Origin of the sequence: Thermomonas sp., from assembly GCF_020850895.1 — a bacterium.
Taxonomy (GTDB): Bacteria; Pseudomonadota; Gammaproteobacteria; order Xanthomonadales; family Xanthomonadaceae; genus Thermomonas.
The window spans coordinates 1-18,219 of sequence record NZ_JADZDS010000121.1 but is presented as its reverse complement, the minus strand read 5'-3'; the positions used below and the strand labels follow the sequence as shown (position 1 = coordinate 18,219).

Genomic DNA, 18,219 nt, shown 5'->3' with positions numbered 1-18,219 from the left:
CATGGAGTGTGGATGAACGCCATTTTAACCGCCCCCGGCAGCTAACCCCGTTCCCGGTCGTGGCGCGTTGACTGGGATGCAGCGCGATGAACGCGCCTTCGGAGATAGCCATGATCCGCCCGACCCTGATCACCCTCGCCGTGTCGCTCTCCCTCGTCCTCGCCAGTGCACTGTCGACGCCGGCCAGCGCCGACGTCCGCTGCCGTGACGACGGCGTCATCCACCGGAATTGCTACCCGCCGGCACCGCGTTCGGCCGAGTTGGTGCGCCTCGATCTGGTCGACCGCGACACCGGCGACACCCTGACCGAATACCGTGCCCGTGGCCAGGAATGGGTGGCCGGCACCCCGGGCCATCGTTATTCGGTGCGGCTGACCAATACCACCGGACAGCGTGTGCTGGTGGTGCTCTCGGTCGATGGCGTCAATGCAGTGAGCGGCCAGACCGCTGCGCCCTCACAGGCCGGCTATGTGCTGGATCCGTGGGAAACCGCCGAGATCAACGGCTGGCGCAAGTCGCTGAATGACATCGCCCAGTTCATGTTCACCGATCTGGAAGACAGCTACGCCGCCCGCACCGGGCGTCCGGACAACGTCGGCGTGGTCGGTATCGCGGTGTTCCGCGAACGCCAGGTGATGGTGCCGCCGATCTACCAGCCGCGCGTGTATGAGCGCGAACAATCCCGTCGTGACCGCGCCGCCATGCCCGCACCGGCGCCTTCCGCCCAAGCCCCGTCGGCATCTCCCAGTGGACGCGGCTTGGCCGCGGAATCCGCAGCGCCACGCCAGCTCGGCACTGGCCACGGGGAACGCGAATGGTCGCCGATCGGCCAGACCGAGTTCACCCGCGCCAGTTCACGACCGGCACAGGTCAGCCAGCTGCGCTACGACAGTCGGCGTTCGCTGGTGGCGATGGGGGTGATCCCGTACCGCAATTGGCGCGACCAGCCGCACGGCCCGCGCGCCTTCCCGGGCGGCTTCGTGCCGGATCCGCCGTCGCGGTGGTGAGCTGGCGTGATGTCCGGCGTGAAATGAATCGAAGTGCGGAACGGATTGGATCAATGCTGAACAAGGCCATCCCCGGATCAAGTCCGTGGCAGGCTCTGGACTTGTCAGCACACGCTGCGTCCGGTGCATGCCCGGACGCAGCCCACGCCGACGAGATCATCGTTGCCTTAGTTCCGCGCTGCGCCCTCGATCTTCTCGCCGGCGCGCTTGAGGTCCTTGCCAGCGCCGGCAATCGTGTTGCAACCGATCAGGAAGCTAGCGCACACCAAGACCAGAACCGCCAGTTTCGCCATCTGCTTCATCAGTATTTCCTCGTCACAGGGACCATCGCCAACCCCTGTCCTGGCGCGGACTTCGGCCCCGTCTGCGGGGTCGATTCGGCGCCCATGGTAAGTCAATTCCGCTGGCCATCGTGGGCATCATCCACACGCAGGCGCGGGATCACCGTGATATGGCCATTGGTCTCAAGCAAGGCGATCCCGACGTCTTCGACGCAGCGGATGTTGCCCATCCGCAGTGCTTCGTGGAAATCATGGTCGCTGACCAGCTCGCGACGCAGCACGGTCGTGAACACCTTGCCATCGCGGGCAAGCACCACCGGCACGCCCTCCACCAAGCGTTCGATGCGCTTGCTGTGCGACGTGGCGTAGGCCACCGCATAGTTCAGGGCGATCAGGGTGGTGGCCATCACCGCCGCACCGGTGAGGGAATTGTCGCCGCCATTGATGCCGTTCTGGACCGCATTGCCGATCAGGATCAGCAATACCAGATCGAGCGGGGTGAGCTGGCCGATCGCGCGCTTGCCGGAGATGCGCACCAGCAGCATCACCAGCAGGTAGATGACGGTGGCGCGCAGCACGAACACCCACCACGGCGCGGACAGCTGGAACAGGTCGGTCATCGGTGGAACCCTCGGATGGTGGTGCCAGCCCCACCGAGCGAGCCTGAAGGTAGCGTGGTGGTGGAGGCGGGACTGGCGGCATGGTGCGCCAAGGCACGCGGCATTGCCATTGCGCCATCAGCGCCGACTGAAATAAAAACCCCACGGCCAGGGGTGGGCCGTGGGGCTGGGGGGGGAAGGCAGGTTGGGGAGGGCCTGATCCTTCCGGTCGATCACACCAGGGGAGGGGTAGTGATCCACGTCAACAGGCGTTGCACCTGTTGCGGTATATGTGACCACGGCAAGCATGGATAGTTCGTGAAGATTTCGATGAAAATGCATTCCGATTCAGGATGCATTCATTGCATTTTGAGCGTTTGGTCACGCCAGGCTGCGCGCCGCGAAAGTCATGTGCGAAAGGTCACGTTTTCGACATTCCCAAGGCCATTGTCCGAAGCTCAATGCGCCTGATCCCAATTGTCGCCCACGCCGCTGTCCACCACCAGCGGCACCCGCAGATTCGCCGCGCTCGCCATCAGTGTCGGCACTGTTTCCAATAACGTCGGGACGAAGGCCTCATCGACCTCGAACACGAGTTCGTCGTGCACCTGCAGGATCATCAGCGCGCTGTCGCGGTGCGCAGCCAGCCAGGCATCCACCTGCACCATCGCCCGCTTGATGATGTCGGCGGCGGTGCCCTGCATCGGCGCATTGATCGCGGCGCGTTCCGCGCCGGCGCGCTGGGCGGCGTTCTTGGAATGGATGTAGTCCAGCGTCAGGCGGCGGCCGAACACGGTCTCCACAAAGCCGCGGTCGCGCGCCTGCTGGCGGGTGCGCTCCATGTAGTCGCGCACGCCGGGATAACGGCTGAAATACAGCGCGATGTAATCCTGCGCCTCACCGCGGCCGATGCCGAGCTGGCGTGCCAGCCCAAACGCGCCCATGCCGTAGATCAAGCCGAAATTGATCGCCTTGGCGGCGCGACGCTCGCTCGAGGTCACGTCCTCGATGGCTTTGCCAAGCACCTCGGCGGCGGTGGCGCGGTGGATGTCGGCGCCTTGTTCGAACGCACGCAGCAGGGCCGGGTCCTCCGACAGGTGGGCCATGATCCGCAGCTCGATCTGTGAATAGTCGCAGGCCACCAATTTGCGTCCAGGCGGGGCGATGAAAGCGGTGCGGATGCGGCGGCCATCTTCGGTGCGGGTGGGGATGTTCTGCAGGTTGGGATCGGTCGATGACAAGCGCCCGGTGGCAGCACCGGCCTGGTGGTAACTGGTGTGGACGCGGCCGGTGTCGGGATTGACCATCTCCGGCAACTTGTCGGTGTAGGTGCTGCGCAGCTTGGCGAGGCCGCGGTATTCGAGGATCACGCGCGGCAGCTCGTGCTGGTCGGCGATCGCCTCCAGCGCCTCTTCGTTGGTCGAAGGTGCCCCACCCGGCGTCTTCACCAAAGCCGGCAACTTCAATTCATCGAACAACAACGCACCGAGCTGCTTGGGCGAATCGAGGTTGAAGCTGCGCCCGGCGAGGGCGGTGGCTTTCTGCTGTGCGGCCAGCATCCGCCGCGCCAGATCGGCCGATTGCCGGCGCAATTCGGCGGCATCGATCAGCACGCCGTTGTCCTCCACCCGCGCCAGCACCGGCACCAGCGGCATTTCGATCTCGCGATACACCGACAGCAGCGATGGCTGCGCCTCCAATCGCGGCAGCAACGCGCGATGCAGGCGCAGGGTGATATCGGCATCCTCGGCGGCGTAGCGGGTGGCGGCATCGATGGCGACCTGCGAGAACGGGATCGCCTTGGCGCCCTTGCCGGCCACGTCCTCGTACTTGATGGTGTCGTAGCCGAGATGGCGCTTGGCCAGCGAATCCATGTCGTGGCGGACGATGCCGGCATCCAGCACGAAGCTCTCCAGCAAGGTGTCGTCGGCATAGCCCTGCACGTCGATGCCGTGGCGATGCAGCACGTGCAGGTCGTACTTGCCGTGCTGGCCGAGCTTGCGCTTGTCTGGGTCGGCCAGCAGCGGGCGCAGCGCGTCCAGCACCGCCGCACGCGGCAACTGTGCGGGTGCGCCGGGGACATCGTGGGCCAGTGGTATGTAACAGGCGCTACCCGGTTCGACGCTGAAACTCAGGCCGACCAGGCGCGCACGCTGCGGGTCGAGGGAGTCCGTTTCGGTATCGAAGGCGAATTCCCCGGCAGCTTCGAGCTTCGCCATCCACGCCTGCAATTGCGCCTCGGTGAGTACGGTTTCGTAGTCGCCCGGCGCAGCCAATGCCGGATCGATAGCAGATGCAGGCGCAGCAGCCACTCCAACCACTGCCGCACCGCCTGCTGTCGGTGTTGCCGAGCCTGCCTCCAGCTCCTTCAGCGCCTGGTTCAAGCCGTAACGGGTGTACAAACCACGCAACACCTCGATGTCACGCCCGCGCTGGGCAAGATCGGACGGGCCAAGCTCCAGCGCCACATCGGTCTTGATCGTGGTGAGCACGCGGTTCAGCGGCAGGCGCGGCAAGGCTTCGCGCAAGTTCTCGCCGATCTTGCCGCCGATCTTGCCGGCGTGTTCGATCACCCCATCCAGCGTGCCGTATTCGTCCAGCCACTTGGCCGCGGTCTTCGGACCGCATTTGTGCACGCCCGGGATGTTGTCGACGGCATCCCCCACCAGGGCGAGGTAATCGATGATCTGGTCGGCGCGCACGCCGAATTTGTCGATCACCGCCGCATCCGAATCCAGCCGGCTGCCACTCATCGTGTTCACCAGCACAACGTGCGGCCGCACCAGCTGGGCCATGTCCTTGTCCCCGCTGGACACGGTGACCTCGATCCCTTCCGCAGCGCCCTGCACGGCCAGCGTGCCGATCACGTCATCGGCCTCCACCCCGGCTACGCGCAGGATCGGGATGCCCAGCGCGGCCACGATCTCAAGCATCGGCTCCACCTGCATGCGCAAGTCGTCCGGCATCGGCGCGCGGGTGGCTTTGTAATCCGGGTACAACGCATCGCGGAAGGTCGGGCCGGGCGCGTCCATCACCAGCGCGATGCCGTCGGGCTTTTCCTTCAGGTGCACGCGCAGCATGTTGAGCATGCCGAACAGTGCACCGGTGGGAAACCCATCCGGCGCGGTGAGCTCGCGGCCCTGCACCTTGATGGCGTGATAGGCGCGGTACAGGTAGTTGTAACCGTCGATCAGGATGAGGCGTGGCATGCGTCGATTCTACGGCGTGGTGAACCGGGATCAGGTTCACTTCAATTGCTGGAAAATGAACCTGACTCCGTTTCGCCGGGAGCACAATGCGCGTTTGCTCCGCGGATGACCCACATGCTGCGCTGGTTCGAAACCCGACTCGACCCCTTCCCGGAAGCGCCGCCCGCGCAGCCGCCGGCCAGCCTGTATGCGTTCTGCCGCCACTACACCCGTGGCGCCGAGCCCTGGCTGTTGCTGATGGCAGCCACCACCGCGGCGATCGCGGTCGCCGAGGTTGCGCTGTACGCCTACGTCGGTGCGCTGGTGGACCGGATGAGCGCGCTTGGGATCGCGACCTTCATCGCCCAAGAAGGCCCGCGGCTGGCCTGGATGGCGGCGTTGGTGCTGCTGGCGCTGCCGCTGCTGGTGTGGACGAACTCGGCGGTGCAGCACCAGACCCTGCTCGGGAATTTCCCGATGCGGATCCGCTGGAACGTGCACCGCTACCTGCTGCGGCAATCGATGGGCTATTTCCAGGACGAATTCGCCGGCCGCATCGCCACCAAGCTGATGCAGACCTCGCTGGCGGTGCGCGAAACCGTGGTCAAGCTGCTCGACATCGGCAATTACGTGCTGGTGTATTTCGGCGGGATGCTGGTGGTGGCGGCAAGCTCGGATGGCAGGATGATGCTGCCGTTCGCGACCTGGCTGCTCGGCTATGGGCTGCTGATGCGCTGGTTCGTGCCGAAGATGGGCCAGGTCTCGCAACAACAGGCAGAAGCGCGCTCGACCATGACCGGGCGGATTGTCGACAGCTATACCAATATCGCCACGGTCAAGCTGTTCTCGCATTCGCGCCGCGAGCAGGCCTACGCCCGCGAGGCGATGGACGGCTTCCTCGTCACCGTGTACCGGCAGATGCGGCTGGCCACCCATGTCTACAGCCTGCTGTACGCGCTGAATATGGCGCTGCTGTTCGCGGTGGCGGCACTCGGCATCTACCTGTGGCTGCACGGTGCGATCAGTGCCGGTGCGGTGGCAGTGGCAGCGGCGCTGGCCTTGCGCCTGCTTGGCATGTCGCACTGGATCATGTGGGAACTGTCGGCGCTGTTCGAGAACATCGGCACTGTGCACGACGGCATCAGCTCGATATCGCTGCCGCCGACCGTCGATGACGCCATCGACGCCAAGCCGATGCCGAACGTACAGGGCGCGATCCGCTTCGACGCCGTCAGCTTCCATTACGGCAAGGGCAGCGGGGTGATCGAGCACCTCGACCTGCAGATTGCCCCGGGCGAGAAGATCGGCGTGGTCGGCCGCAGCGGTGCCGGCAAGTCCACCCTGGTCAACCTGTTGCTGCGTTTCCACGATGTCGAAGGCGGCCGCATCATGATCGATGGCGTCGATGTCGCATCGGTACTGCAGGATTCCTTGCGCGCGCAGATCGGGGTGGTGACGCAGGACACCTCGCTGCTGCATCGCTCGGTGCGCGAGAACATCCTCTACGGCCGCCCCGACGCCAGCGACGAGGACCTGCTGGACGCCGCACGCCAGGCCAATGCCGACGGCTTCATCGCCGAACTCGTCGATGCCAAGGGTCGGCGCGGCTTCGATGCCCAGGTCGGCGAACGCGGGGTGAAACTCTCCGGTGGCCAGCGCCAGCGCATCGCGATCGCCCGCGTGCTGCTGAAGAACGCCCCGATCCTGGTGCTGGACGAAGCGACCTCGGCGCTGGATTCGGAAGTGGAGGCGGTGATCCAGGAAAACCTGTACCGGCTGATGACAGGCAAGACCGTGATCGCGATCGCGCACCGGCTATCGACCATCGCCGCGATGGATCGCCTGGTGGTGATGGACGCCGGCCGCATCGTCGAGCAGGGCCGCCACGACGACCTGCTGGCGCAAGGCGGGCTGTACGCGCAGTTGTGGAAGCGGCAGTCGGGTGGATTCCTGGATCTGGATGCCGATTGATGCATTGCCTTCGCCATCACGCGTGCGATCACGCGGCATTCCCCGCGAATCGCGCATACTGCGCCTCCCCCATGCACGCCACCGCCATGCGCCTTGCAATCACATTGATCCTGGCACTCGCCCTGTCCGCCTGTGCGAGCGTCACGCCCGAACCTGCTCCATCGATCCCGGAGGCCGCCGTCCCGGCCACTCACACCGAAGCCAACGGCGATGTGATCACCGAGTACCGGCTGGGCGGACAGCTGAAGGTGATCAAGGTGGTGCCGTTCCGTGGCGTCACCTATTACATCTACGATCGCAATGGCGACGGCGTGGTCGACGGGCGCGATGGCAACACTGGCCCGCTGGTGTATTTCCGGTTGTTCAGCTGGTAAGCCGCGCGACTACGCGGGCACCAGGTTCGCCGAGGCCAGCTTCAACCACTTGCTGCCGACCGCCTCGAAGTTCACCTGCACATTGATGTAGCGGCCATCGCCGACGAAATCGAGGACGGTGCCGCGGCCGTAGCTGGGATGGATCACGTCCTGTCCGATCCGCAGCGCGGGCGTGTCCAGCGCCGCATGGCCGGCATTGCGCGGCGGCGGCGTGAACCCACCGCGTGCAAACGGTGCCGCCTGCGGCTTCGGGCGCACCTCGCGCAGCAGGGCCTTGGGAATCTCGCGCAGGAAGCGCGACGGAATGCCGTACAGGTCGCTGCCGTGGATGCGTCGGCATTCGGCGTGTGCAAGCACCAATTGCTCACGCGCACGGGTGATGCCGACGTAGGCGAGGCGGCGTTCCTCGGCCATCCGCCCCGGCTCCTCGGCGCTGCGCGCATTCGGGAACAGCCCTTCTTCCAGCCCGACCAGGAACACCAGCGGAAACTCCAGGCCCTTGGCACTGTGCAGGGTCATCAGCTGGACGCCGTCTTCGCCCGCCTGCGCCTGGCCTTCACCGGCTTCCAGCGACGCATAGGCGAGGAAGGCGATCAACTCCGGCATGGCCGCCGCGTCCTCCTCGTCACCACGCACGAAGCGGCTGGCCACCGAGACCAATTCGTCGAGGTTGTCGGTGCGTGAATCGACCTGTCCGCGCGATTCCTTGTCGTAGTGCGCGCGCAGGCCGGAACGGGTGAGGACGTGGTCGATCTTCTCGGCCAGCGGCAGTGCGGCGACTTCCCCCGCCAAGCCATCGACCAAGGCAACGAAGCCAGCCAGCGCGTTGCGGGCCCGCGCTGTGAGCACGCCCGTGCCGCACAGCCGCTGGGCCGAACGCCACAGGGATTCCGCGTGGCTGCGCGCGCCGCGCCGCACGTCGTCGAGGGTGCGTTCGCCGATGCCGCGCGTGGGCGTGTTGACCGCCCGCTCGAAGGCGGCATCGTCGTCACGGTTGGCGAGCAGGCGCAGATAGGCCAGGGCGTCCTTGACTTCGGCACGCTCGAAGAAGCGCACGCCGCCGTAGACCCGATAGGGCACCTGGCGCGCCACCAGCACCTCTTCGAACGCACGCGACTGCGCATTGCTGCGGTAGAGGATCGCGGCATCGCCATTGCTGCCACCCTCGCGCACCCACTGGGCGATGCGGTCGACCACATATTCGGCTTCGTCGATCTCGCTGTACGCGGCGAACAGGTCGATCGGCGCGCCTTCGCCGGAATCGGTCCACAGTTTCTTGCCGAGGCGATCGCTGTTGTGGGCGATCACCGCATTGGCGGCATCGAGAATCGTGCCGGTGGACCGGTAGTTCTGCTCCAGCCGGATCGTGCGCGCGCCGGGGAAATCCTTCAGGAAGCGCTGGACGTTCTCGACCTTGGCGCCGCGCCAGCCGTAGATCGCTTGGTCGTCGTCACCGACTACGAACACCTGACCCGTCTCGCCGGCCAACAGCCGCACGAAGCCGTATTGCACCGCATTGGTGTCCTGGAATTCGTCGACCAGGAGTTGGCCGAAACGATGGCGGTAATGCGCCAACAGGGCGGCGTTGTCGCGCAGCACTTCATGTGCGCGCAGCAGCAGTTCGGCGAAGTCCACCAAACCGGCGCGCTCGCAGCGTTCCTGGTAGGCCGCGTAGGCGCGCAGCAGCACGTCGCTCCATTCGTCGCCTTGCGGCTGGATATGCTGCGGCCGCCGGCCCTCGTCCTTCTGCGCATTGATCCACCAAGCGATCTGGCGCGGCGGATAGCGGCCCTCGTCAAGCTCCAGTTGCTTGGCGACGCGTTTGACCAGCCGCAGCTGGTCGTCGGAATCGAGGATCTGGAAGCCTTCCGGCAGCTTCGCTTCCTGCCAGTGCAGGCGCAGCAGGCGGTGGGCGAGGCCATGGAAGGTGCCGATCCACGCGCCACGCGGCGCGTCACCCAGTTGCGCGGCGATCCGCGCGCGCATCTCGCCAGCGGCCTTGTTGGTGAAGGTGACCGCGAGGATCCCGTGCATCGGCACGCCCATCACCTCGTGCAACCAGCCGATGCGGTGGGTGAGCACGCGGGTCTTTCCGCTGCCCGCGCCAGCCAGCACCAGCAGGTGGCCGGGCGCGGCGCAAACGGCCTCGCGCTGGGCCGGGTTCAGCCCGTCGAGGAGGTGGGTGACATCCATGCCGCCATTGTACGGACGCTCACAGCAACTCGACCGTGCCGGCGCGGCCATCGACACGCACCCGCTGGCCATCGGTCAGCAGGTTCATGGCCTGGCGCACGCCCATCACCGCCGGCAGGCCCAGCTCGCGCGCGGTCACCGCGCCATGCGACAGCGGCCCACCGCTTTCGGTGATGACACCGCGCGCCCGGTAGAACAGCGGTGTCCACGCCGGATTGGTGGTGCGCGCGACCAGGATCGCGTCTTTCGGGAATTTCGGGAAATCTTCCGGGCTGCGCACCACGAACACCTCGCCTTCGACGCTGCCCGGGCTGCCGCCCAAGCCCTTGAGCACCTGTGCGCCCGCGTCGATCACCACGTCCATCTCGCCGTGCACCCAGTCGGGCGTGCGCGCGCAGGCTGCGAGGTAGCCGGCCTTGTGGGTTGCGGCGGCAGGCGTGATCGGCGCCAAGTCACCGCTGGTCAGGGCTTGGTCGAGAATTTCCAACGGCACGAAGTACACATCCATCGGCTCGGCCAGCACGCCGCGCTCGACCAACTGCGCGCCGATGGCCTTGAGCCCGCGCCGGAACGGCAGGTGCAGGCGGGTGGTCTGGTAATGCTCCAGATCGTCCAGCGCGGTGTAGGCACGGGCAAGGCGGATCACCTCGCGCACCAGGTAGCGCAGGTCATCCGGCGCGTGGCTCAACACCCGATGCTCCATTTCCAGCTGCGCCGCACGCTGCGCATGCTCGCCACGGCCATGCTGCGGTTCGGACTGCGCGACCAGGATGCGCAATTGGTCCAGCACCACGGTCGGTGCTTCCAGCCAGGTCGGGTGGTAGGCATCGAAATCCAGTTCGCGATGGCCGTGGCGCGACAGGAAGGCGGCGAACTCGGCGGCAAACTCCGGATGCTGCGGCAGTTGCTCCAGCAGCACGGTGCTGTCGACGTCGGCAAATGCCGTCGCCAGCGCCGCATCCCGACGGGCGCAGCGCGAGAGCGCCCAGAGCTCGCCGTTGACCTGCCCGGTCTTGGTATCCGCCATCGCCATCAAGCGGTCGAACACCTGCCGCGCCTCGTCCTCCGGCAAGGCCAGGCGCAGCATCGACAGCAGCGCCCCGTACAAGGTGGCTTGGGTCAACGAGATGGCGATATTGGGCAGGAAATAGCGCGAGCCCAAGGCGTTGATGCGCTGCACGTAATCCCACAACTGCGCCAGCGATCGCCCCTCCAGCGGCTCCTGCATCAGTGCCCCGATGCCGAGCAGGTAGGTGTCGAGATCACGCATCCAGCGCACCGGCAGCTCCTGCACCCAACCGAAGCGCTCGGCGATCTCCGGCAGCGCCGCGCGGATGGCGTCGACGTCGCGCAGCATCTTCACCGGCGTGCGCCCTCGGTACAGCTCGACCGCGTTCTGGTTGCCGTAGATGTAGTTGTCATGCATCGCGAACCACTTGTCGCCGAACGGCGGCAGGCCCATCAGCTGGAAGCTGTAGTTGAGCGAGGCATGGAAGCCGGCTTCGCAGAGATCCCAGGTCAATGGCGTGATCGGATTGGGGAAGCGCTCGGCGGATTCATCGCGGGTCCAGCGTGCGGGAATACGGGTGACGGCGCGCGATTGCAGCAAATAGAGCTTCCCGTCCTGCCAGGCCCATTCGATGTCCTGCGGGAAGCCGAAATGGGTTTCCGCCGCCAACGCCAGTTGCGCGACCGCCTTGCGCTGGTCCGGATCGAGCGCAGCGCGGGTGGCGTTTTCCGCATCCAGCTCCACTTCGCGGGTGCCGCCGGATTCGCTGTCCACCAAGGCGATGGGTTTTTCCACCACCACACTCTCGACCTCGGCCAGATCGCCGCGTCGCACCCGGTATTCGTCCACCGGCGCCTCGCCGCCGACCACGCTTTCGCCGAGGCCGAACGCGGCATTGATCAGTACCTGGTCGAGTGCGCCGCGCACCGGGTCGATGGAGAACGCCACCCCGGCGGCCTCGTCCGGGCCCACGCGCACCATTTTCTGCACCACCACCGCCATTGACGCGGTCAGGTGATCCAGGCCCAGGCGTTCGCGGTAGGGCAAGACGTGCGCATTCCACAGCGAGGCATAGCAGCGGCGGATGGCCTCGAGGACGGCGTCGACGCCGCGCACGCCCAGCAAGGTGTCGTGCTGGCCGGCGAAGGCCGCACCCGGCAAATCTTCCAGCGTGCCGGATGAGCGCACCGCGACCGGGCCCTCCAGCATGTCCAGCGCCGCCATGCGCCCGTGCAGCAGGTCAGCCAAGGCATCCGGCAGCGGCTGCGCAAGGAGCAACGCCTGGATTGCGGCGCTGCGTGCGGCATGATCCCGCGTGGCGTCCGCGAGCACGGCACGGATCGGTGCGCGCAAGGGCTTGATGAACTCGCGGTAGACCGCGCTGCCGACGATCAATCCCGGCGGCACCGGCAAATGCGCAGCCGCCTGCGCCAGATTGGCACCCTTGCCGCCGCTGACAGCCAGGTCGGTTGCTTCCGGATCGTTGAATGCAAACAGTTCGATCACGCGTCGATTTCCTTTCGATAACGTCGGATAAAGGCCAGCACCAGCGCAGCCAGCAGCAAGCCGGCCAGCACATCGATGCCGTAGTGGTAGCGCAGATAGACGGTGGCGAGCACCAAGGCCGCGACCACCGGCGTCAGCAGCAGGGCGATGCGCCGATGGCCGCCCAGCGCGAAGAAGCCCAGCACGTATACGCCGATGCCGCTGTGCAGGCTGGGGAACACGTCCATGCCGGTAATGCCTGCCGCGACCACCTTGGTCAGCAGCGCGGTCATCGCGCCACCCTGGACGGGATAGGAGAACAGTTCGGGGAACGCCGCATACGGCCCGCTTGCCGGCACCAGCAGATAGCCGCTGAAGCCGACCAGATACATTGTTGTGAGGCCGAGAAAGAACGCGCGCGCCTCGCCCTCATGGCGGCGCTTGGCGAAGCCGAGCACCGGCAGCAGGACCAGAAAATAGAACAGGAAGTAGCCGGTGCTGAGCAGCTCCGACAGCCACGGTCGCTGCCATGGCAGCAGATGTTCGGTCAGGCTCGCCCCGCCCCAGAGTGTGCGATCCACTGCCAGCAAGCTGGCGTCGGCGCGGTGGACGATGAAGACGGTGGCGATCCCCTTGAACAATGGGAAGATCAGCCAGCACGCAACGAACTGCAGCAGACCGCGATAGCTGGCCCACACGCTGCCTGCCGGTGATGCGGACGCCAACAGCAAGGCCAACCACGCGCCACCGCCGAGAAACGTGGCGGTGCGCAGGGTCGGATCGCCCATCCGCGCGGCACCGATACCGCCAACCACCAGGATCAGCAGCAGTTGCGCGCAGAACGCCCAGCCAATCCAGCGTTCGAGCTTCATCATCGTCATGCAAATTCTCCATGCACGAACTGCGGCCAACGCCACCAACCCCATGCCGCCAGCAGCGTCCATCCCGCCATCGGCCCCGGCCAGTGCCACGCCAGCACGCCAAGACAGGGCAACCACGGCAACGCGGCCAGCGTGCCGGCGATCATTCGGTGCAAGGTCACGGTGTTGCGTGCGTCGGCTTTGCGGCCTGCGAGCCACGCTGCCAGCAGGATCGGTGCCATCAGCAGGAAGAACGCCGCGACCGCGAGGCCATCCCAGGGCCAACGCCGTGCGCGGGGAATTTCCGCACGCGTTGCCGGTGGATTGGCCTGCGAGGCGATGAAGGCTTGCGCATACGAACCGCCGCGTGCGGCCTCCGCGCGCGCTGCCGCTTCCACCCGCGCGAAGGTTTCGGCATCCGGACAGTTGACCGACACTGCGTCCAGCGCATCGGAGATCACCGCATGCAGGCGCAGTTCGAAGGCACGATCTGCTTCACCCGCATCGCGCGGCGGCAAGGTCAGCGCCGCACCCACCAACACCTCGGCGCGCGAACGGAAACGATCCGGCCACATGTAGTGCAAGCCAACCGGCACCACTTCGAAGCGCGCCCCTTCATCCATCAACACCCGCGCCATCCGCGCCGCACCGCGCTGGTAAGGCAAGGGTCGATGGCCCCACTCGCTGCTGCCTTCCGGGAACACGATCAGGTCGCCGCCGGCACGCAGGTGTGCGCAGCCCGCTTCGATCGGATCGGGAATGGCCGCGCGTGCCTCACCAAATCGCTGACGATCTTTTTCACGCACCACGGCAATGCCGCCAATCAACCAGCGCAACACCGGATGCTTGAGCAATTGCACCGAGATCAGGCCCGACGCCGCGGGAAACGCGTGCAGCACCGTGTAACCATCGATCGCACCATTGCGATGACTGGCAACGATCAGCCGCGCCGCGGCGCGGGGTGCCGGCGCGGAACGTGCGCCGACGATACGCACGCGCCCGAAATAGACACTGCGCAGCAACGCCGCGATTGCACGCACGCGCCAAGGCAGTGGCTGGCCCGGTGCGTCGCCGTCGGGTGGGGGAATGGCGGTGTTCGGCACTGGCGCAGTGTCCGGATGCGGACCGGTGGATGCAAGCCATCCGGATCAGCCCGCGTTCAAGATGTGTCGCGCTCCTGCGCAGACCGGCAGCGAACACGCCGCATTCAAGCGCATTTGTCTACAGTGGGCAGATTTCAGGCGAACCGGACCGCTCCATGATCGATTTCTATTACTGGCCCACACCCAACGGGCAGAAGGTGGCTTTGTTCCTTGAAGAAACCGGACTGCCCTATCAGGTCCGCCCGGTCCACATCGGCAAGGGCGAACAGTTCGCGCCCGAGTACCTGAAGATTTCTCCGAACAACAAGATGCCGGCGATCGTGGACGGCGCTCCCGCCGACGGTGGCGCGCCGATTTCGGTGTTCGAATCCGGCGCGATCCTGCGCTATCTGTCCGACAAGACCGGCCGCTTCACCGGCGTGGATGCCGGCGCCGATCCGCGCACCGAGCTGCGGCAGGCGATCGAGGTCGACGAATGGCTGTTCTGGCAGATGGCCGGCCTCGGCCCGATGACCGGCCAGTACGGCCACTTCCACGTCTATGCGCCCGAGGTGATTCCGTATGCCCGCGAGCGCTACCGCAAGGAGGTCGAACGCCTGCTCGGGGTGCTCGACCGGCGCCTGGAAGGGCGCGCCTGGATCGCCGGCGGCGGCTACAGCATCGCCGACATGGCCTGCTACCCGTGGGTGGGTGCCTATGCCAAGGCGCCGATCGACCTGACGCCGTTTGCCAACGTCCGTCGCTGGCAGGCGGAAATCGCCGCGCGTCCTGCCACCGAACGCGCCGCTGCGTTGGCGCAGCGGGTCAATCCGGATGCCGGCAAACCGATGGGCGAAGAAGAAAAGAAGATCCTGTTCGGGCAGGGCCGAATCTGAGCCGATGGCCCGGTTCGGCGCGCGCCGCAGCAGCGCGATGCGGTCACTCGCCGCAGTGGAACGGAATATCCAGTGAAGCGCGGCTGCTGCCGTCGCGCAGGCTGGCCTTGACGGTGAGCGGGGTGCAGCCGGTGTCGGAAAGCCAGACCGGGACGTGGAAGCGGCCTTGGGCGCTGAAAATGCCCAGCGCCGAGGTGCGCTTCAATACCACCTTGCCCGACCGGGTTTCCGTGACAACGATGTCCAGCACGCCCGGCGGATAATCGCCCGGCTCCCCGCGCAGGATGACATCGACCAAGGTGGATTCGGACGGCTCGCTGGCGTCGCCTTCACCGATGATCACGTTCCACAGCGCCGTGTCCGGGGTGATCGGGGCCGACAGGCTGCCGCTGTGGCTGTAGAACAGCCGTGCTTCCACCCGTTCGATGTTCGGGCCGTCCGCGGCCAGCGCCGCGCCGGAGCCCGACAACAAGGCGGCGACGATCGCGGCTTGGGCAATGGCGCTGCGCGTCATGGGTTCGTCCTCGTCCAGGCCCTTCGCTTTTCGTTCACTCCGGCCAGCGATCCAATTCGGCCAGCCGCGCCTGATACATCCGCGTCAGGCAGCTTTCCAGCGCGGCGCCCTGCTGTCCGCCGCAGCGGGCATTGCGATTGCCGATGAAGGCGCGCTGGGCGGCGCGGACGCGGTCATCGTTGTCCGGATAGCCGGTGGTCGACACCAGGCGGTAGACCCGCGCCATCCGGGAATCCAACTGCGCCAGCGCGACATTGGCGCAGATCGCATGCTCGATCGGAGTGCCCGCCTTGCCGCAGTCGAATGACGGCACCGGCGTGCGCAAATTCGTGCGCAAGATATCCTTCAGGGCGGAAAGCGGGAACTCCACGTCCTGCGGGCCCGACGAATACGGGCCCACGGCGTAGGGGTCGAACAGGATCTTCAACTTGCCGGGCAACAGCACGAACGTCTTGAAATTGCCCCACTCTGGGCCGGCACCGCGTTGAATCATCTCCGGGCTGGAGAGCTCATCGGGCAGGAGCGCACGATTGAGTTTGGCGATGGTCAGCGCGCTCAGCCGCTGCAGGCCCTTGCGGCCATCGATGACCTGCTCGATGTCGATCTGCGCACCTTCCGGCAGCAGGAAATTGAAAGCCACGGAATTGTGGTTGGGGTGGGCGCCGCCGGCGTAGCTGTCGATCCCGAACACCACTGAAAACAGCGTGCCGTCATTGCGTGGGATTTCGTAATGGATATCGAGCGACCACGGCGAACCCGAGCCGATCTCATCGGCATCGACATTGCGAAAATCATCGGCCTGCCGCCTGGCCCACTGGCCCAGCTGCGCGTCGATGGCGGCATTGCCGGTGCGCGGATAGGCCACCGAAATCTCGACCTGTGCGTTCTTCGATGTGATCTTGCGTTCCTGCACCGGCAGACCGCTGGCCAGCGCGACGCCGGAAAACAACAGCAGTGCAAGTACGATCCAGCCCTTCATTGCATGCTCCACGGCACGATTCACGGCAAGCTCTCCCGGCTACGTTGACTTTGTATCGAAACAAGACACCGACGGTGGCCGGCATGGGAATTTCAACAGCAAGACACGCCCACCTCAAGCTAGGACCTCAGCTTGCCCAATGCCGACATGTTTTGCAGCAGCCGGTCCCGGTCTTCCGGCTTCAAATGCGGATGCCTGAGCAGGTCGTCGTAAAACCGACTGCTTTCATCGTACAAGCCCAGCTTCGCGCAATAGGCGGCCCGATTTTCGGCGATGGAATACGATTCCGTCTGCCGTTCCAGATCGACAGCGGACGCGTAGGTTTGCATGGCCTTCCCGGTATCGCCCATCTGGTCCTGCACGATCGCGATGTTCATGCACATCATGGCCCGGTCGAAGTCGGGCAGGTCGCTGTGGACGAGTTGCTCCAGGAGCTCGATCGCCGCGGGCCGATCCCCCGCATCGACCAAGTCGGATGCACGACTGGCCAGCGCGGAATACAGTTGTCTGTCCATGGCCCGCGTTCACTCCTTGCCAGACCTGCCCCGCGCTGGCGGGAGCCTTCGAACTTCAGTGTATGGCGCTTTCACGCTTGCTGGCGCTTCCGGTCATTAATTTGTCGGTCCAGGCAATCCCGATGGCCGACAGGATGAAGACGATGTGGATGATGGTCTGCCACATCACGCCTTGTGCCGTTGCCTTGGTGCACATCATTTTTGCCAACACCAGCTCGTTCGTGCACAGCGGCAGGCCAAGCTGCCCGGCTTCGATGAAGGACTTGAGCAGGTGGATCGAAGAGATGCCGATGATCGCCATCGCCAGCTTGACCTTGAGCACGCTGGCATTGACGTGGCTCAACCATTCCGGCTGGTCGGGATGACCTTCCAGCCGCAGCCTGGAAACGAAGGTTTCATAGCCCCCGACGATCACCATGACCAGCAGGTTGGAGATCATCACCACGTCGATCAGGCCCAGCACGATCAACATGATGCCCTGCTCGTTCAGGCTGTCCGCGTCGTGGATCAGGTGCCAGAGTTCCTTGACGAACAGGAACACATACACAGCTTGAGCAACAATCAAGCCCATGTACAAGGGCAGCTGCAACCAGCGCGAAGAAAAGATCAGGGCGGACAGCGGCGAGAGGCGGGTCTGGGGATTCAACTGCATGACGAGTCAATGGCCGAAGGAATCCACATTGCAGCGGCTCCCGCTCGCCGCGTCAACGCCAAGCTGTTCTCGTCCCGCAAGAGCTGCATGTGCAGCGCCCATGCAGCTGCTCAGAACTGCATCTTCAGCTCGAAGTCCTTCAGCGCGGTGGCGCCGAGCAGGTTGAATTCTGAGGTTCCTGCCAGCCAAGGATGGTTGGCCCCACGAATCGATCACGCAAGTGATTGATTCGTGTGAGCCAAGTCCGGGCGTGTCCCGGACTTGGCGTGGGCTGACAACGTCAGGATGGCGTTGTGCAGACTTCCCCGAGGGCTGGCCGGGGCCCGTTGACCCCCTGTCCACGGGTACGACGTGATCAGGCAGTGCAACCGGATCCGGTTGCACCCATCAATCGCGACGGACGGGCAGGGATTCGGCTTGCGGCTCGGCGGAATCCTCCGCCAGCACACGATTGCGGCCGCTGCGCTTGGCCTGATACAGCAGCCCGTCGGCACGCCGCAGCAATGCATCACGGTTCTCGCCGGCCTGCCATTGCACGACGCCCGCCGAGAACGTGGCCCTCCATCCCGGCAGCAGCGCCGTCGCAGCAAGTTCAGCGCGGATGGCTTCGAGCT

Annotated in this window: 15 protein-coding genes and 1 pseudogene; 4 read left to right on the top strand and 12 right to left on the bottom strand. The window is 65.6% G+C overall.

Annotated elements, in window-relative coordinates; translation table 11 throughout:
• Window positions 1-110 precede the first annotated feature (110 nt).
• Window positions 111-1,007: a hypothetical protein gene (locus IT472_RS10955; protein WP_297181545.1), complete on the top strand. Its 897-nt coding sequence runs from the start codon at window positions 111-113 to the stop codon at window positions 1,005-1,007.
• A 167-nt stretch (window positions 1,008-1,174) separates the two neighbouring features.
• Here the strand turns inward: IT472_RS10955 and IT472_RS10950 are convergent, their stop codons facing one another.
• The 3 genes from IT472_RS10950 to polA form a co-directional block, all read right to left on the bottom strand.
• Window positions 1,175-1,309 (bottom strand): entericidin A/B family lipoprotein, encoded by a 135-nt coding sequence (locus IT472_RS10950; protein ID WP_297181544.1) that lies wholly within the window; start codon window positions 1,307-1,309, stop codon window positions 1,175-1,177.
• 92 nt (window positions 1,310-1,401) lie between these two features.
• Window positions 1,402-1,908, bottom strand: coding sequence for a YetF domain-containing protein (locus IT472_RS10945; RefSeq protein ID WP_297181542.1), 507 nt, complete (start codon window positions 1,906-1,908; stop codon window positions 1,402-1,404).
• A gap of 437 nt (window positions 1,909-2,345) precedes the next feature.
• On the bottom strand, window positions 2,346-5,096 hold the full coding sequence (gene polA, locus IT472_RS10940) for a DNA polymerase I (protein WP_297181539.1): 2,751 nt from the start codon (window positions 5,094-5,096) through the stop codon (window positions 2,346-2,348).
• 114 nt (window positions 5,097-5,210) lie between these two features.
• Here polA and IT472_RS10935 point away from each other — a divergent pair, with 114 nt between their 5' ends.
• Complete coding sequence (locus tag IT472_RS10935; RefSeq protein WP_297181552.1) at window positions 5,211-7,046, top strand: ABC transporter ATP-binding protein; 1,836 nt, start codon at window positions 5,211-5,213, stop codon at window positions 7,044-7,046.
• 86 nt (window positions 7,047-7,132) lie between these two features.
• Complete coding sequence (locus IT472_RS10930) at window positions 7,133-7,420, top strand: DUF2782 domain-containing protein (protein WP_297181537.1); 288 nt, start codon at window positions 7,133-7,135, stop codon at window positions 7,418-7,420.
• 9 nt (window positions 7,421-7,429) lie between these two features.
• On the opposite strand, the gene uvrD is transcribed toward IT472_RS10930, so the two are convergent.
• The 4 genes from uvrD to IT472_RS10910 are packed head-to-tail and all read right to left on the bottom strand — an operon-like array spanning window position 7,430 to window position 14,070.
• A complete protein-coding gene (uvrD, locus tag IT472_RS10925; RefSeq protein ID WP_297181536.1) occupies window positions 7,430-9,613 on the bottom strand; it encodes a DNA helicase II in 2,184 nt (727 codons plus the stop codon).
• A gap of 19 nt (window positions 9,614-9,632) precedes the next feature.
• On the bottom strand, window positions 9,633-12,128 hold the full coding sequence (locus tag IT472_RS10920) for a PEP/pyruvate-binding domain-containing protein (protein ID WP_297181535.1): 2,496 nt from the start codon (window positions 12,126-12,128) through the stop codon (window positions 9,633-9,635).
• Window positions 12,125-12,988 (bottom strand): phosphatase PAP2 family protein, encoded by an 864-nt coding sequence (locus IT472_RS10915; protein ID WP_297181534.1) that lies wholly within the window; start codon window positions 12,986-12,988, stop codon window positions 12,125-12,127. Before IT472_RS10915 ends, IT472_RS10920 begins: the two co-directional genes overlap by 4 nt.
• Window positions 12,985-14,070 (bottom strand): 1-acyl-sn-glycerol-3-phosphate acyltransferase, encoded by a 1,086-nt coding sequence (locus IT472_RS10910; RefSeq protein WP_297181533.1) that lies wholly within the window; start codon window positions 14,068-14,070, stop codon window positions 12,985-12,987. Before IT472_RS10910 ends, IT472_RS10915 begins: the two co-directional genes overlap by 4 nt.
• A 155-nt stretch (window positions 14,071-14,225) precedes the next feature.
• Here IT472_RS10910 and IT472_RS10905 point away from each other — a divergent pair, with 155 nt between their 5' ends.
• Window positions 14,226-14,945, top strand: a complete 720-nt coding sequence (locus IT472_RS10905; RefSeq protein WP_297181532.1) for a glutathione S-transferase N-terminal domain-containing protein — start codon at window positions 14,226-14,228, stop codon at window positions 14,943-14,945.
• Between the two features lie 43 nt (window positions 14,946-14,988).
• On the opposite strand, the gene IT472_RS10900 is transcribed toward IT472_RS10905, so the two are convergent.
• From IT472_RS10900 to IT472_RS10880, 5 genes and pseudogenes are all read right to left on the bottom strand, one after another.
• A complete protein-coding gene (locus IT472_RS10900) occupies window positions 14,989-15,459 on the bottom strand; it encodes a hypothetical protein (protein ID WP_297181531.1) in 471 nt (156 codons plus the stop codon).
• Window positions 15,460-15,493: 34 nt separating this feature from the next.
• Window positions 15,494-16,438 carry a lysozyme inhibitor LprI family protein gene (locus IT472_RS10895; protein WP_297181530.1) on the bottom strand — a complete coding sequence of 315 codons (945 nt, stop codon included), beginning with the start codon at window positions 16,436-16,438 and terminating at the stop codon, window positions 15,494-15,496.
• A gap of 119 nt (window positions 16,439-16,557) precedes the next feature.
• Entirely contained in the window at window positions 16,558-16,953 is a 396-nt protein-coding gene (locus IT472_RS10890; protein ID WP_297181529.1) for a hypothetical protein, read from the bottom strand.
• Between the two features lie 55 nt (window positions 16,954-17,008).
• Entirely contained in the window at window positions 17,009-17,605 is a 597-nt protein-coding gene (locus tag IT472_RS10885) for a TIGR00645 family protein (protein WP_297181528.1), read from the bottom strand.
• A gap of 387 nt (window positions 17,606-17,992) precedes the next feature.
• Window positions 17,993-18,219 (bottom strand): annotated as a pseudogene (locus tag IT472_RS10880) (GGDEF domain-containing protein); the annotation flags it as partial.

Bases quoted from the DNA above. Each gene is read 5' to 3' on its own strand.
- IT472_RS10955 (WP_297181545.1), top strand. From the start codon at position 111: ATGATCCGCCCGACCCTGATCACCCTCGCCGTGTCGCTCTCCCTCGTC.
- IT472_RS10950 (WP_297181544.1), bottom strand. From the start codon at position 1,309: ATGAAGCAGATGGCGAAACTGGCGGTTCTGGTCTTGGTGTGCGCTAGC.
- IT472_RS10945 (WP_297181542.1), bottom strand. From the start codon at position 1,908: ATGACCGACCTGTTCCAGCTGTCCGCGCCGTGGTGGGTGTTCGTGCTG.
- polA (WP_297181539.1), bottom strand. From the start codon at position 5,096: ATGCCACGCCTCATCCTGATCGACGGTTACAACTACCTGTACCGCGCC.
- IT472_RS10935 (WP_297181552.1), top strand. From the start codon at position 5,211: ATGCTGCGCTGGTTCGAAACCCGACTCGACCCCTTCCCGGAAGCGCCG.
- IT472_RS10930 (WP_297181537.1), top strand. From the start codon at position 7,133: ATGCGCCTTGCAATCACATTGATCCTGGCACTCGCCCTGTCCGCCTGT.
- uvrD (WP_297181536.1), bottom strand. From the start codon at position 9,613: ATGGATGTCACCCACCTCCTCGACGGGCTGAACCCGGCCCAGCGCGAG.
- IT472_RS10915 (WP_297181534.1), bottom strand. From the start codon at position 12,988: ATGACGATGATGAAGCTCGAACGCTGGATTGGCTGGGCGTTCTGCGCG.
- IT472_RS10905 (WP_297181532.1), top strand. From the start codon at position 14,226: ATGATCGATTTCTATTACTGGCCCACACCCAACGGGCAGAAGGTGGCT.
- IT472_RS10900 (WP_297181531.1), bottom strand. From the start codon at position 15,459: ATGACGCGCAGCGCCATTGCCCAAGCCGCGATCGTCGCCGCCTTGTTG.
- IT472_RS10895 (WP_297181530.1), bottom strand. From the start codon at position 16,438: ATGAAGGGCTGGATCGTACTTGCACTGCTGTTGTTTTCCGGCGTCGCG.
- IT472_RS10890 (WP_297181529.1), bottom strand. From the start codon at position 16,953: ATGGACAGACAACTGTATTCCGCGCTGGCCAGTCGTGCATCCGACTTG.
- IT472_RS10885 (WP_297181528.1), bottom strand. From the start codon at position 17,605: ATGCAGTTGAATCCCCAGACCCGCCTCTCGCCGCTGTCCGCCCTGATC.